This window comes from Providencia sp. SP181 (genome assembly GCF_050446505.1).
GTDB lineage: Bacteria > Pseudomonadota > Gammaproteobacteria > Enterobacterales > Enterobacteriaceae > Providencia > Providencia vermicola.
The window spans coordinates 1-14637 of the sequence record NZ_JBBPXM010000026.1; the positions used below are offsets into that span (position 1 = coordinate 1).

15 protein-coding genes and 5 pseudogenes are annotated in these 14637 nt (G+C 41.9%); 16 read left to right on the top strand and 4 right to left on the bottom strand.

All coding sequences use genetic code 11. From position 1 onward, the window contains the following. Positions 1–297, bottom strand: a 297-nt coding sequence (locus tag AABS66_RS21100) for a transposase zinc-binding domain-containing protein (RefSeq protein WP_430225433.1), incomplete at its 3' end; no start/stop codon positions are given. A 266-nt stretch (positions 298–563) separates the two neighbouring features. Here AABS66_RS21100 and AABS66_RS21105 point away from each other — a divergent pair. The 5 genes and pseudogenes from AABS66_RS21105 to AABS66_RS21125 all read left to right on the top strand — a co-directional run bounded on the left by AABS66_RS21105 (position 564) and on the right by AABS66_RS21125 (position 4061). Then, positions 564–1301 (top strand): annotated as a pseudogene (locus AABS66_RS21105) (IS6 family transposase). Between the two features lie 621 nt (positions 1302–1922). Then, positions 1923–2492, top strand: coding sequence for a ProQ/FINO family protein (locus AABS66_RS21110; protein WP_430225434.1), 570 nt, complete (start codon positions 1923–1925; stop codon positions 2490–2492). Positions 2493–2777: 285 nt separating this feature from the next. Then, the gene (locus tag AABS66_RS21115) at positions 2778–2957 is read left to right on the top strand and encodes an AAA family ATPase (protein WP_430225435.1); all 180 of its coding nucleotides are present in this window, start codon (positions 2778–2780) and stop codon (positions 2955–2957) included. Next, positions 2933–3052 (top strand): annotated as a pseudogene (locus tag AABS66_RS21120) (ProQ/FINO family protein); the annotation flags it as partial. The gene AABS66_RS21115 and the pseudogene AABS66_RS21120, both read left to right, overlap by 25 nt. 190 nt (positions 3053–3242) lie before the next feature. Continuing rightward, positions 3243–4061 (top strand): alpha/beta fold hydrolase, encoded by an 819-nt coding sequence (locus AABS66_RS21125; RefSeq protein ID WP_430225436.1) that lies wholly within the window; start codon positions 3243–3245, stop codon positions 4059–4061. Between the two features lie 270 nt (positions 4062–4331). On the opposite strand, the gene AABS66_RS21130 is transcribed toward AABS66_RS21125, so the two are convergent. Next, positions 4332–5036, bottom strand: a complete 705-nt coding sequence (locus AABS66_RS21130; protein ID WP_430225437.1) for an IS6 family transposase — start codon at positions 5034–5036, stop codon at positions 4332–4334. A gap of 38 nt (positions 5037–5074) precedes the next feature. Between AABS66_RS21130 and AABS66_RS21135 the strand changes: the two genes are divergently transcribed. Together AABS66_RS21135 and AABS66_RS21140 are read left to right on the top strand one after the other, a co-directional pair. Then, entirely contained in the window at positions 5075–5518 is a 444-nt protein-coding gene (locus AABS66_RS21135) for a DUF6058 family natural product biosynthesis protein (RefSeq protein ID WP_430225439.1), read from the top strand. A gap of 394 nt (positions 5519–5912) precedes the next feature. After that, positions 5913–6359, top strand: a complete 447-nt coding sequence (locus AABS66_RS21140) for a regulatory protein RecX (RefSeq protein WP_430225440.1) — start codon at positions 5913–5915, stop codon at positions 6357–6359. A gap of 94 nt (positions 6360–6453) precedes the next feature. On the opposite strand, the gene AABS66_RS21145 is transcribed toward AABS66_RS21140, so the two are convergent. Next, on the bottom strand, positions 6454–6795 hold the full coding sequence (locus tag AABS66_RS21145; protein WP_430225441.1) for a hypothetical protein: 342 nt from the start codon (positions 6793–6795) through the stop codon (positions 6454–6456). Between the two features lie 204 nt (positions 6796–6999). Between AABS66_RS21145 and AABS66_RS21150 the strand changes: the two genes are divergently transcribed. Both AABS66_RS21150 and AABS66_RS21155 read left to right on the top strand, forming a co-directional pair. Further along, positions 7000–7611 carry a hypothetical protein gene (locus tag AABS66_RS21150; protein ID WP_430225442.1) on the top strand — a complete coding sequence of 204 codons (612 nt, stop codon included), beginning with the start codon at positions 7000–7002 and terminating at the stop codon, positions 7609–7611. Between the two features lie 196 nt (positions 7612–7807). Beyond that, the gene (locus tag AABS66_RS21155; protein ID WP_430225443.1) at positions 7808–8182 is read left to right on the top strand and encodes a hypothetical protein; all 375 of its coding nucleotides are present in this window, start codon (positions 7808–7810) and stop codon (positions 8180–8182) included. A gap of 225 nt (positions 8183–8407) precedes the next feature. Here the strand turns inward: AABS66_RS21155 and AABS66_RS21160 are convergent, their stop codons facing one another. Next, positions 8408–8860 (bottom strand): GNAT family N-acetyltransferase, encoded by a 453-nt coding sequence (locus tag AABS66_RS21160; protein ID WP_430225444.1) that lies wholly within the window; start codon positions 8858–8860, stop codon positions 8408–8410. Between the two features lie 104 nt (positions 8861–8964). Here AABS66_RS21160 and AABS66_RS21165 point away from each other — a divergent pair, with 104 nt between their 5' ends. From AABS66_RS21165 to AABS66_RS21195, 7 genes and pseudogenes are all read left to right on the top strand, one after another. Beyond that, the gene (locus AABS66_RS21165; RefSeq protein ID WP_430225445.1) at positions 8965–10491 is read left to right on the top strand and encodes an amidase family protein; all 1527 of its coding nucleotides are present in this window, start codon (positions 8965–8967) and stop codon (positions 10489–10491) included. Positions 10492–10811: 320 nt separating this feature from the next. Further along, positions 10812–11969 (top strand): IS91 family transposase, encoded by a 1158-nt coding sequence (locus tag AABS66_RS21170; RefSeq protein ID WP_430225446.1) that lies wholly within the window; start codon positions 10812–10814, stop codon positions 11967–11969. Positions 11970–12023: 54 nt separating this feature from the next. After that, positions 12024–12422, top strand: a pseudogene (locus AABS66_RS21175) (transposase); the annotation flags it as partial. A gap of 110 nt (positions 12423–12532) precedes the next feature. After that, a pseudogene (locus AABS66_RS21180) lies at positions 12533–13270 on the top strand (IS6 family transposase). Positions 13271–13580: 310 nt separating this feature from the next. Continuing rightward, a complete protein-coding gene (locus tag AABS66_RS21185) occupies positions 13581–14099 on the top strand; it encodes a DUF2975 domain-containing protein (protein WP_430225447.1) in 519 nt (172 codons plus the stop codon). 2 nt (positions 14100–14101) lie between these two features. Beyond that, on the top strand, positions 14102–14305 hold the full coding sequence (locus AABS66_RS21190) for a helix-turn-helix domain-containing protein (RefSeq protein ID WP_430225283.1): 204 nt from the start codon (positions 14102–14104) through the stop codon (positions 14303–14305). 75 nt (positions 14306–14380) lie between these two features. Next, positions 14381–14617: pseudogene (locus AABS66_RS21195) on the top strand (IS6 family transposase); the annotation flags it as partial. Positions 14618–14637 lie beyond the last annotated feature (20 nt).

Genomic DNA, 14637 nt, shown 5'->3' on the forward strand with positions numbered 1-14637 from the left:
TTGCCATTCACAATCGGGGAGGATGTGCTGTTGCTCGGCAATCCATTGTTCTGTGGCCTTCATGCCACAGGCACTACACCCTTTACTTTTGCCGCTTTGGCAGAAATATTTTGTATGAGAGCAGGCAGGCGAAGCGCAACAATAACGGCGCATGCCCATAGCCCCTGTCCCGCAAGCGAGCATCCGTTCGATGATGAGTTTAGTCCACTCGGAAACGGCATGACCGTTTTTAATGAGAAATTGATCCCAGCCATCATCAATCTGGAAGAGAAGTTTTGCAGGTCGTGGTATGTGCATTGAGAGATTATAGCGAGTGAAGTTGTTTGAATAAAACGCTATTGTGACAGAGTCTTAGCTCCCGCCATAGGCGGGCAACTGTTCATGATGTTAAAAACGAACTAGAACAGCACAGAAACGTTATAAACCTTCAGCGTGGATTTTGGGGGACTTGATAGGGTCATCGTGTCTTAAAATCGTTTTGAGGGCGTTGATGGGGCTTGTTGCAAAAATTATCTAGATGAGAAACACTCACAGTATTGATTATGTCTTATTAGGAATAGGCCATGCCATCGAATGAGTTTAAATGGAAACATTTTGCTCCCACAATCATCCTTTGGTGCTGACGTTGGTATGGCTCCACACCGTTAAGCTATGCCAACGTCAGTGATATGCTGGCTGAACGCGGTATTTCAGTTCATCGCTCGACCATTTATCGTTGGTTTATTGAATATGCCCCCATTCTCCGTAAAAAACTCAAAAAATATCAATTCATTCGGCCGGGTTCCTCTTGGCAGCTCGATGAAACCTACGTCAAAGTGAACGGTAAATGGTTTTACCTTTACCGTGCAATTGATAAATACGGAGACACACTGGATGTTTATTTTTCACCCAAACGTAACCAGCATGCCGCCTATGTATTTCTCAAACGGGTATTAAAGCCTTACACTGCTGAGCGGCAGCCAAAAACCTTAAACACGGATAAGCATGCAGCTTACGGTTACGCCATCGCTCGCTTAATTAAAGAAGGGAAACTCCGCGCTGACGTGGAACAACGGCAAATCAAAACCCTCAACAATCGGATTGAATCGGATCACGCCCCGATTAAAAAACTGATTGTCGCCACGGGCGGCTTCAAATTGGCAAAGCAGGCTTGGTCAGCGATCCAAGGATTTGAAACGTTGCGAAAACTGAATAAAGGCCAATTTGATGACTGGTTACGTCGTGACGAACCTGAGTTTCGGGTGCGGGAGCGATCTGCCTTTATGAATCGATTGTTCAATGTAGAGACTGTTTTTGCGTGAAACATTCATCACTGTTGAGCAAAAAGTAGCCCTGGCGATTATTTGCAACAAGCCCGGATATTTACCCCATTAACTTCGAATGGGTTTATTCTCTGCAATTAACTTCGAATCAGTTTGAGGTTTTAAGGTTAAATTCGTTTTTAGGTTCCGAACTAAACGTCCTTTTTAATAAAAGGAGTTGCGGCTCTGCTTTTTCAAGCCGCACACTCTAAAAAGATAAACCAATAAAGCCTTCGCTTACAAGCCATAAATGGCTGTCGCTCAGATTACGGTGTTAACATTGTGCCATTGCCCCCGTAAAGCTGGCCTACGGCCACCTTAACGCGCAGCTACAGCCGTTCATCGAGGCTGCGCCTCTCGCCCGTCTCACTGCGTTTTTCAAAGGGCCAAATAAACAAAATCACGGTATTAATTTCAGTCGGCTCAACCAGGACAGAGGGCGGATTGGGGCATTAAACAGCACGTAACCGCTCACGCGGGTCTCGACGGCCTTAACCTTCATTGTCCCTCTGTCATTTTTTTTGCCGTCTACTGCCCTTTGGGCGGGTGATTTCAGTGAAATATCGTGATAATCTGCTATTAATGTATTGATGATAAACGCGATTTTGGTGTGAGGTTGGAATGGAACGCAAAACACTGACGTTAACACGTCCGGCGATAGAAAAAGAGTCGGAAAGTACCGAACCGGTTATTCAGCGTCGCCGTAAACAGGTGGTAGTCAATACACCGCGTAAACCTCATAAATCCGCCAAAACAGCGCCAACCGCATGCCCTAAAAAGGCGACCCCGAAACCTGAGAAAAAAAAGGACACGGTTGTCACTCCTTTAGAGAAAAAAGTTACCCTACCGACGCCACCAAAACAACATCTCCCTTTAGAGGTGGCTATCGCAAACCTATCAGAATATTGGCCGCACCTTTTTCCCAATGGACAACTGCGACCGATGGCGGTTGGCATACGTGAAGCCTTGTTTGCAGATAAAAAAGTGCGTGAATTGCCGATTTCATACAAAAAATTGAAACGCAGCTTGGCGGCCATTAGCCACAGTGTGAAATATCGCACCACGATTATGCCTGGTGCAGTACGCTATGATAAAGACGGTCAGCCTAACGGGACTGTCACGGAATCGGATGTTGCCGATACGTTAAAACGCATACAAAGACTCGCTAAACAACAATCACGAATCGCATGACGGGGTTTGAAGGTCAATCGTGTAAAAAACCACTCTAATCAGCTAACGTCATGTTATTAATGATTAAAATCATTAACATCCTCGTCAGGCTATGATGAAATAACTTAGAGCCTATCTCAATAGGCAGTGTTATCATTACCTGTTACCACCATTTCAATGACTGAAGGTCAGGCGGCGCAAGGCGTTGGTTACAGAAATGGTTCTTTTCTAATGCAATAATGAATCCCTATTGAGATAGGCTCTTACTCTCTACATGCTATATTTGCAGTAAACACGATCATTTTTATGTTTTCTGAAAACAAAAGAATTATTATAGGCGGTCTGGGTTCAGGGAAGAGTAAGTTGCTGGACTCTCTGCGCGCAAAAGGTTTCCCGACTGCAACTGAAGCCGGTCGCGCAATAATCCGGGATCAGGTAGGGGCCCGCTTGATGGTTAGGAATGGATACAGGCTGTCCGGGTGGTGACCAGCAGTATTGAGTACCAGCGCTGCCTGAAGGAAGGGAAACCCCGCTACGATATTCACGGTGAACCTGCCGGGGAGGTCTCCGCGAAAGTTGCTTGCTCCGCTGAAGGTCCGCATTACCGGGAATGTTGCCGGTATCTGCGATTTGTTTGAGTCCTGTGGCTGGAAAATTTGTAACGTTTCAGAGAGACAAGATAAGAATAATTATTTACTTACCGCAGACACCTAAAATATGTAGTCTCGATAAAATCCTTCTCACTTCCACTAGATTATTATGGAGTAAAAGATGGTATATAAAAATATTGAAACCAGACATGGAGCCGTAAGCTATTATGACAACGAAGTGCAGAGTGAAAAACCAACTTTAGTTTTAATTCACGGCAACTCATGTTCATCGGAAGTTTTTTATCAGCAGATTAATAGCCCTTTGTTTAGTGGAGTCCGAATTATTGCTCCTGATTTACCCGGACATGGCCGCTCCTTAAACGCTATCGACCCGACAGTTACTTATTGCATGGAAGGATATGCTGATGTCTTATCAGAAGTGTTTGAGCTATTAAGCCTGAATACGATTGTTATCGTCGGTTGGTCTTTAGGCGGGCATATTGGCCTTGAGATACTACTTCGTTACTCCGATGTCGCCGGAATTGTTATAACAGGGACACCTCCTGTATCTTCAAAAAATATTACTGAAGGTTTTCATGCAACAGATAGTGTTGGATTGGCAGGGAAAGCAGACCTGACTGACGAACAGTTATTCCAGTTAGCTACCAGTATCAGTGGGGAAAATTTTGCAACTGAATTCTTCGCAGATGTAAAACGGACAGATGGGCTTGCCAGAGAGATTATGTTCAACAAATTCATCGCTGGTACAGGTGCAGACCAATCTGAATTAGTTTCTAAAATTAAAACCCCCATTGCGATATTGAATGGAGAACGGGATCCGTTTATCAACACCCAATTTATTGACACGATTAAAATACAAAATTTATGGGGGGGGAAACAGTTTATTTTTGAAAATAGCGGGCATACTCCATTTCTGGATGAAAGTGAGAAATTTAATGATTTTTTGCTTAAATTTTATAACAGCGTTAATGTTTATTGAACGGAACATGGTGCAGATTTAGTAGTGACAGTGAGTTATTAGATACAGGGTTTGAGAGCCAATCGTACGGAAACGGACGAATAAAGAGACAAACCATTGATTTAATTTGCATCTTTAGTTTGATGTATGCATCAAATTGATGTCAGGATAAAGCTTCAAAACGGGGTTGTAAGCGGCAAGCCGCCAAAATTTTGTGGGACTGTTGACGAAAAAAATTAAGGCACTGTTGCAAATAAAATGGTGGGGCTGAGTTTTTGACGCTCAGTTATATTACAGACCAAAAGCCCTGTTCACTAGACGCACTTCTCCTAATGGTTGCCCGTAATAAAAATGCTCAGCCTGACCTTTCCTCAATGCTCGCATCACTTCAATTCCTTTAATCGTCGCATGTGCCGTTTTGATGGATTTAAATCCTAAGGTCGGATTAATCACGCGCTTTAATTTTCCGTGATCACACTCAATCACATTATTGTGAAATTTGATTTGTCGATGCTCTACATGTGCAGGGCATTTCCCTTCTTCTTTTAGAAGGTTAAGTGCTCGACCATACGGTGCAGTTTTATCTGTATTGATAACGCGGGGGATTTGCCATTTTTTAGCTCGATTGAATATTTTTCTTAAAAATCGATAAGCTGCTTTGGTATTACGACGCGGTGAGAGATAAAATTCAATGGTGTGCCCTCGACTATCGACAGCTCGGTAAAGGTACGCCCATTTACCATTCACTTTCAGATAGGTTTCATCTAAATGCCAATTGTTGAGGTCAGAGGGATTACACCAATACCAACGAAGCCGCTTTTCTATTTCAGGTGCATAGCGTTGAACCCAGCGATAGATTGTCGTGTGAGCCACATTTACACCGCGCTCAGCCAACATTTCCTGAAGTTCTCGATAACTGATGCCGTATTTGCAGTACCAACGCACCGCCCAAAGAATGATAATACCAGTGAAATGACGACCTTTAAATGCATTCATGAGGTAAGCTTCCGTAGTGGGTTGGTTAGCTTAGCATAATGAGTCATTCAAACTTTGCAACAGTGCCGATAAAAGATGCACATGAAAACCCATCATCATTAAAGGATATCTTTTTCAAAAAATATAGAAATAAAATCAATGAGTTAGAGTTGTGCGGTTTGAGTAATCATATTTACAAAGATGAATCAGAATTCAGTGCTTTGTTGGAGTCCGAATGGCAACATTTCCTTAATGGCACCTATGGGGTATGTACGAAAGACTGTTCACCTGAGCATATTGCTGTTAAAGATATTACTATCCGTATAATTGACAGAGTAACGAACAAGCAACAAAAGGAATCTGTTTTAGGTGATGAACTAAAATTACTCACTATGTCAGTTAACCTTTTAGATGCTGTCAGTTCTCCATTTGCACCCCATGAGCGAAACCGCAGTTCTCGTAAAAGATGTATCGAATTAGTTCGAGAAAAATACATAAATTGAATGATGGAATTTTTTAAGCCACCACTTACATGAAAGTGGCGGCTTAAATAGTGGATTTTATTCGTAAGTCGAATGCGAGTGTAAAACAAATCACAATAGAAATAATAAATTATCTCCTTAGCGTACGTTTTCGTTCAATTGGCCCTCAAACCCCGATAAGGAGATATCGATTATCCGCAGCAACATTGTCGCGGAGTATAACACGCTACGGGGTTACAGCTGGAAGTGGCTGATTGGTGTTTTTCTCTTTGCGGTTGCGGTGATCTTCTCGTCCGTGGCCTACGTCAAAATTGAACTGGAGCACGCCAACAACGTCGCCGCCAATAATTATCATCAGATAAAAATATTGCAGGAAAAAATCGATAATCTGGTTGCTAAAAAAACGGGGGGCTAAATGAAAACCGATGCGCTTTATGAGCACGCTGTGACACTGCTTGCCCGCAAGGACTACAGCAACGGAGAGATGCGCAGGGTGCTTCACGCGATGACGGATGACGGGATGGATGTGGAGGTTGTTCTCCAGCGCCTCCGTGAATACGGGTATCTGAATGACCAGCGTATTGCCGAAAATATGCTTTCACGATTTCTGCGGAAACAATACGGACCGGTCCGTATCCGTCTGGAACTGCGACAGAGGGGGATTGCTCGGGAGATTACCGAAAGCGTGATAAGTGGTTGTGATAGAGACTGGTTTCGGATGGCGGCAGAAAGCCGGATAAAAAAATTCGGAGAGAGTTTTCCTACAGAGCCGAAAGAGAAAGCTCGTCAGATGCGTTTTCTTCAGAGTCGGGGGTTTACAATGGACATGATTACTGAGGCCATAACTTCTGTGGAAGACTGACGCGCTGCGCTTGCCCAACGCTTCACTGTCACGCAATAAATTACGTACCCGTTCACCGTTTCAACAAATGAACTGGATTTAAAGGCGTATCCCTTTAGCTGTCAATGGTAACGGACTGGCGTCTGACCAGCGTCAGAAGGTGCGGTGATACCGTCCAGCGACGGTCTTTTTCAGTATGGACTGACACCGATTTTTTATTGAGACGGATAAGTACGCCAGTCACGACATGTCCTTCGCTGGTAGTGAAACGCACCACATCGCCAACGCGGAATTGCGTCATATCTTGCTGCGCGCGTTGCCTTTGCAGAAAACGTAGACGTTCAACGATGCAATCGTTCAGGGCGAGGAGTTCGCCTTCGCTCAGAGTGTTAACTAGCTCCTGAATATTACGAGGTTTTGGAGTCGGTCTTCCGCCCGTTTTTGGGTTGCGTGACATAGGGTTTTGGCGATCTGATTCAGTTTTTATGCTGAAACTCTATCACAGTCAGTGTGATGCATAGTCATGCATTGCGCTGAAAATCTCTGTATGCGATTCAGGGGCGTTTTGAGGTGGTAAGACGTACTGTTTTGAGGTTCAGGCGGGAAAATCGCGCACAGGCCGTTTCAGCGGTACGCGTAATGACGCGTTATGGTAAATGGAGTGGAAAATGTTGGAGCTTGTATGTTTAAAATTTTATTAAAATTATCATTTATTATTTTGCTGTCGAGTTTTACAGTCGCATGTTCTGGTGTTACGGAAAAAACACTGGACTATAATGAAGCCAAATCAATGCGCGGATATGGATATATTGCTATGGATTTCAGCCAAGCAAACGAAGTGGAATATGGCAGGGGGAGGGTTACAGGTAAAACTGATTACAGCGTTAGTTATACTAATAAGCATGATTTCCTTTCTGTTAGTGTTAAAAATGCCGATTTCAATGGTCGAATATTAAATGCTTACATCCCGTATATGAAAGGGTACTCACTATATAGTGTGACAAGAAGCTATTGGTTTCCCTATGAAAAAGAACCTAGACTGGATTTTTTAAGTGTATATATAGTAACTTCTGCAAGTGAGGCTTGGTGTGGTAATATGACTTACAAAAATTTTCAGGAATATAATTCTATGGACGGGTGTCCTAAAATGGTCGGTATAGAAGAATCTAGAAAAATTAAAGGAAATGTCTTCATTACCCCTCGTTTTTATTCTGGTTTTCAAGGAATGTTTACCCCTTATCTTAAGCCTGGTCATTCATCTGCTGGTTCTTGATGGTTAGCATTTTATTTGTATTGCCCTTTTTGGGGGCTAACAAATACAAATAAAACACCTAATGCCCCTATGTGGTACTAATCAAAACGGTGTGAAGCGACAACATCATCTTGTCTTTGCTTTTCTCCATGATCGGTTATCGGGTCATGGTGTCTTAGCGTTTTAATCCGGCTAAGTCTGGTCAGAGGCGGCTTTGGTGTTAAAAAAACTGAGAGAACAGCCAGAGCTGAAAAAAAGTCGCGGAGGTTATCTCGGCTTTTCGCAGGCAGGTTGGGTTGTACCGCAGGCAAGCCAACTGACAACAACTGAATTTGCTGTACTGATAGGTGCAGCGATAAACTGGCGGGATCAGAGCATATACTATACAGGACAACGAATTAAATTCGAAGGTCGCTACCTGAATGATATTCAGGATGCTAAAAAAATGAAGCAGTGGTTTTTGACCGTCAGTTTACAGAAGAAGCAGCTGTTCTTCCCTGCACTTCCCAATGTACGCGTCAGGACTTCGAACGCAGGAATTCCCTGGCTGATGCGACGAAAGATATTTCCGGCACACATACTCCGGTATTAATTCTGATGGGCAAGGGTGACCGGAATGTAGACGCTGATGAAACAGCCGCAGTCTGGGCCAAAGCACTACCAGCAGTCACTCCCCGCTGTATCAGGAAATTGCCGGGGGCAACTCACGGGCTTTTACGCAGCGAATGGTTTGATTATCAGCTTTCCTCTCAGTGGCCTTTTTGGAAACAGGGATTGTTTCTGCTGTCAGGGAGATACGCATATTCGCCCGGGGCACTCAGAACTGTCTCATCATGGATCCTGAATCAGGACTGTGTGGACTGAACTGCATTCTTATTACGTGCCGAAAGTCAAACAAAGAGGCGGAAAAAAAGAATTTTTTTCGCCCTATTTCATAAAACCCGGTACGTTCATAAAGTCTTATTGCACCGTTATTCTCTGCAATAACATCAAGAGTAAGGTTTTTATCCTGCTGAACAGCCAGATATTTAATGTACGAAAGAAGGGTTTGCCCAATCCCCATTCCCCGATAACACTCATTTACACATAGACTTTCTATCATTAATTCATTAACGGCAGGCTTATAATCCAGCTGATTCATTATTAATGCGCGAACAAAATCTGCCGGGATACCGTATTCATTGAAAAAAGTGATTCGTCTACAGAACATAAGCACGCCGTTGGCGTGCTTATGTTCATATAGTAAAAGCGCGATATTAGCTAATTTCATTTCTTAATGCGACAGAAACTTAGTAATTGCTTATTTAATATTTAAGTATTGGTATGCAATTTGCATAAGTATAATGACTTACCCGTGAACAAAGGAGTTACAACATGAAATTAGTGCAATTTAAGCTTACGGCATTAACATTAAGTATCTCATTTGGTGCAATAGCTAATGCTAATATAGATATTAGTGAATTAACAATTAATGATTTACACAACGCCGTGATTAATAAGCAAATAACATTTAAAGAATCGATGCAGGGTTATTTGAATATTATAGAAAATAATAATCATCGGGGGCCACATTTGAATAGTGTAATCACTGTTAGCCCTACGGCTATTGCTGAAGCGGAAGCAGCCGATAAAGAGTTTAAGGAGACCGGAAAACTCAAACCTTTACAAGGAATTCCAGTGCTTTTGAAAGATAATATAAATACAGCAAATTTACTGACTACAGGAGGCTCAATTAGCTTAAGAAACAATATTCCTACACAAGATGCATTTATTGTAAAAAAACTAAAAAATGCAGGAGCTATTGTTATTGCAAAAACAAATCTCCATGAGTTTGCTGTTTGGGGAGAAACTCGAAGTTCAATGCTTGGACAAACTTTAAATCCTTACGACCTTACACGTACTCCAGGTGGATCTAGTGGTGGTACTGGGGCAGGTGTTGCTGCTAATTTCGGTCTTATCGGAATTGGTACAGATACCGTTAACTCTATCCGCTCACCTGCTTCTGCAAATAGCGTAGTTGGTTTACGTCCAACTATTGGATTAGTCAGTCGAACAGGCATTATTCCATATTCATTTACACAAGACACAGCAGGACCTATTACTCGCACAGTTGAAGATGCTGCTAAAGTTTTAAATGTCATTGTCGCATACGATACGAGTGACGGCGTAACAAAACTTGCTGAAAATTACCATGTCGATTATACCAAAGCATTAAAAGTAGATGGCTTAAAAGGCAAACGTATAGGTGTACTTAACAGCTTTTTTGGAACACAAGAAGTACATAAATCAACAAACAATGTTGTCCGTAATGCAATCGCGCAAATGAAGTCGGAAGGTGCAACAATTATTGAAATTAATACTCCAATTAATGCCGATGCATTAGTTAAAGATACAAGTGTACATCTCTATGAATTGGAAGATGATTTAAATACTTATTTAGTTGCTCATCCAAAGCAAAAAGCTATCGGTAACTTAAAAGCTTTGATCAAATCGGGTGAGTTTGATCAAGGAATCAAAGCTAATATAGAAAAGGCTATAACTTTAAGTAAAAGCTCTGATGAGTACCGTAATCGTTTAATTGCACGAAAAAAATTACAAAAAGATGTAACTAAACTCATGACTGAACAAAAACTTGATGCTCTTGTCTTTCCGCATCAAAAGCGTTTAGTTGTGCCAATAGGTGAAATTCAAGTTGATCGTAACGGTGTACTGAGTTCGGTTACTGGTTTTCCTTCAATTGTAGTACCTGCAGGGTTTAGTCCTAAAACAACGACTGCACCAATTGGTATTCCTATTGGTATTGAAATCTTCGGTTTACCGCTTCAAGAATCTAAGCTAATTGAAATAGCATATGGCTACGAACAAAATTATCCAATGCGTCAAGAACATGTATATAAATGAACTTCCATTTCAAATTAGGTGTAAAAATGATGCATATACAGCGTAATCCCGATCAATTAAGAACTCAATAATGGGTTGAACGATCCTACAGTTTTGCAAAACTCCGTAATCATCCTGAGATTACGGAGTTTTTTATGTTACTTAGCCAAGCTATCTAAACGGGCTTGTTGCAAAAAATACCTAAGTGAGAAACACTCACACTATTGATTATCGCTTTAGGTTAAATTCATGCCATCGAACAGTTGCCCGCCTATGGCGGGAGCTAAGACTCTGTCACAGTAGCGCTTTATTCAAACAACTTCACTCGCTATAATCCCTCAATGCACATACCACGACCTGCAAAACTTCTCTTCCAGATTGATGATGGCTGGGATCAATTTCTCATTAAAAACGGTCATGCCGTTTCCGAGTGGACTAAACTCGTCATCGAACGGATGCTCGCTTGCGGGACAGGGGCTATGGGCATTCGCCGTTATTGTTGCGCTTCGCCTGCCTGCTCTCATACAAAATATTTCTGCCAGAGCTGCAAAAGTAAAGGATGTAGTGCCTGTGGCATGAAGGCCACAGAGCAATGGATTGCCGAGCAACAACACATCCTCCCCGATTGTGAATGGCAACACATTACCTTCACCATGCCCGATAAACTCTGGGCGATTTTTGCCAATAATTGGCCGTTTCTCAACCAACTTTTCGCCTGCGCCGCCAATACCCTGCTCAAATGGGCCAAAAAACTCGGTATTGAAATCGGCCTGTTTGTCGCCCTGCATACCTACGGGCGTCAACTAAATTCCCATCCACATATTCACCTATCCGTGACTCGAGGGGGACTTTGCCTCAAACACGGCATCTGGCGACCCATCTTTTTCAAAAAGAAAATCGTTGAGCGTTACTGGCGTCAAGCTATCATTGCTCTACTACGGAGAAATTACACCTCATTCAACTTACTCGCTGCGGGCTATCCACACATCCGTGACTATCGCGAATGGGGCCAATTTCTTGAGGCACAATTCCAGCGACGCTGGAAAATTCACTTTGCCAAAAAGACTCGAACTCCCCGACAAAACGTCAATTATCTCGGTCGTTACTTAAAGCGCCCACCGATTGCTGCCTCAAAGTTACGTCATTACACCGGCGGAGCCGTAGTCCATCATTACTTTGATCACCGAACTGGGCGGCACCGTATTCAACGGCTCACTCAAGAAGAGATGCTGTGGCGATATATCAGCCATATCCCCTCCCGCCATTTTAAAATGGTCCGGTATTATGGTTTTCTGGCCAACCGCAAACGCGGGACGTTATTATCGAAAGTCTATGATGCACTGGGTATGATGGTAAAAGATAAACCACAGAAACCTGGCTTTGCCTCGCTGATGAAGCAATTTACGAATGTGGATCCTTACCAATGCCTGTTGTGCGGTGGGCGAATGGTTTTTAACAGTGCGGAAGTGTCCACTTCCCCTAAAATAAGACAGCTATAATTAGATTTTCTGTCCTAACCATTGCAGAGGTCATGATGAAAATTTAGACTTTGAAACAGTGCCTCTGTGGTTCATCATTACTATGACCACTACAGCCAACAATACCGACGGCAGACTTTAACTCAAGAAGAAATGATACGACGTTATTTCAGTCATACCCCAGCGCGACATTTTAAGATGATCCTCGATTACGGCTTTTTAGCCAATCGCAAACGTGGACGCTTATTACCCAAAGTGTATGATGCGTTGGATATTATACATCCTAACGTGCCTGAAAAACCGGGTTTTGCGGTCCTTATCAAAGGTTTTTTAAACACAGATCCGTATCAATGTATTTTGTGCGGAAACCGACTGCGGTTTATGAGTACGGAAAAAGGGAGTCATGCAGTCACTTTATTATTAGAAAGACGAGATAAAATGGCTAAAAAACGGTGGCGACAAACCGCAGAGTAGGATCAGTGTGCCTATTATTTTAGTTTTTGGCTAAAAATAGGGGCTTGTTGCAATAATTATCTAGATGAGAAACACTCACAGTATTGATTATGTCTTATTAGGAATAGGCCATGCCATCGAATGAGTTTAAATGGAAACATTTTGCTCCCACAGTCATCCTTTGGTGCTGACGTTGGTATGGCTCCACACCGTTAAGCTATGCCAACGTCAGTGATATGCTGGCTGAACGCGGTATTTCAGTTCATCACTCGACCATTTATCGTTGGTTTATTGAATATGCCCCCATTCTCCGTAAAAAACTCAAAAAATATCAATTCATTCGGCCGGTTTCCTCTTGGCAGCTCGATGAAACCTACGTCAAAGTGAACGGTAAATGGTTTTACCTTTACCGTGCAATTGATAAATACGGAGACACACTGGATGTTTATTTTTCACCCAAACGTAACCAGCATGCCGCCTATGTATTTCTCAAACGGGTATTAAAGCCTTACACTGCTGAGCGGTAACCAAAAACCTTAAACACGGATAAGCATGCAGCTTACGGTTACGCCATCGCTCGCTTAATTAAAGAAGGGAGACTCCGCGCTGACGTGGAACAACGGCAAATCAAAACCTTCAACAATCGGATTGAATCGGATCACGCCCCGATTAAAAAACTGATTGTCGCCACGGGCGGCTTCAAATTGGCAAAGCGGGCTTGGTCAACACTTCAAGGATTTGAAACGTTGCGAAAACTGAATAAAGGCCAATTTGATGACTGGTTACGTCGTGACGAACCTGAGTTTCGGGTGCGGGAGCGATCTGCCTTTATGAATCGATTGTTCAATGTAGAGACTGTTTTTGCGTGAAACATTCATCACTGTTGAGCAAAAAGCAGCCCTGGCGATTATTTGCAACAAGCCCCTGAAAAAGGCTTAGTCTTTCATAGTGATAGGGGATCACAATATACGAGTAAGCACTATCGTCACTTACTGACAAGCCCAGTAATAATCCAATAACGTTGGGTGTTTTTCACTTAAAGTGTTTTTCCAATAATATCAATGAGATAGAGTCTTTGCTTAGTATTTTTATTCATTGATATTCGATAATTGATCTTGACAAGTTATCGAATATCAATAATTATTAGCTTTTAAAAGCTAAAGCCTATAGGAAATTAATATGAGGAATTTTTCTCACTCACATAAAATACAAGTTCGGTTGTGTCTGACCTTGGAGGCTACACTATTATTTCTAATGTTTGCTCTTTCGGTTGTTTGTGCTTATTTATTGTTTTGGTCAGGGAGTAATAATCAATTTTTCCCTCAAGATGCGAAAATAATAGAGTGGACATCTGGAGATAGTTTATATTTTATTGTTGACAATTTGGTAATTATTCTTGTCCTATTTCAAATGTATCTTTTCTGTAGAGGTGTGCGTAATGGAAATGTATTTACGAAAAGCAGAATTAGAAATGTAAAGTGTATAGGTTTGATACTTGTTATTGGATATATTGCTAATCTTTATATTCGTACTTTCTTTGATTCTATACTTGATGAATGGAACTCTGATTATATATCCATAATAAGTACTGAATTATATAGTTTACAGCAGCTACTACTGGGTGCAGGGGTCTTTTCTTTGAGCTATATATTTGAAAAAGGGAAAGAGTTGAAAGAAGAAAATGAGTTGGTGATTTAAAAATGTCAATAATTATTACTTTGGATACTGTCTTAAAAGAAAAAAAAATGAAATCTAAAGAATTAGCTGAAAGAATTGGAATTACAGAAGCCAATCTATCTATATTAAATAGCGGAAAAGGAAAAGCTATCCGTTTCAGCACTCTTGATGCTATTTGTAAGGTATTAGAGTGCCAACCAGGAGATATTATCAGGTATATCGCATGATAAGGGGGCTTGTTGCAAAAATTATCTAGATGAGAAACACTCACAGTATTGATTATGTCTTATTAGGAATAGGCCATGCCATCGAATGAGTTTAAATGGAAACATTTTGCTCCCACAGTCATCCTTTGGTGCTGACATTGGTATGGCTCCACACCGTTAAGCTATGCCAACGTCAGTGATATGCTGGCTGAACGCGGTATTTCAGTTCATCGCTCGACCATTTATCGTTGGTTTATTGAATATGCCCCCATTCTCCGTAAAAAACTCAAAAAATATCAATTCATTCGGCCGGGTTCCTCTTGGCAGCTCGATGTGAAGTGATGTGATGGACG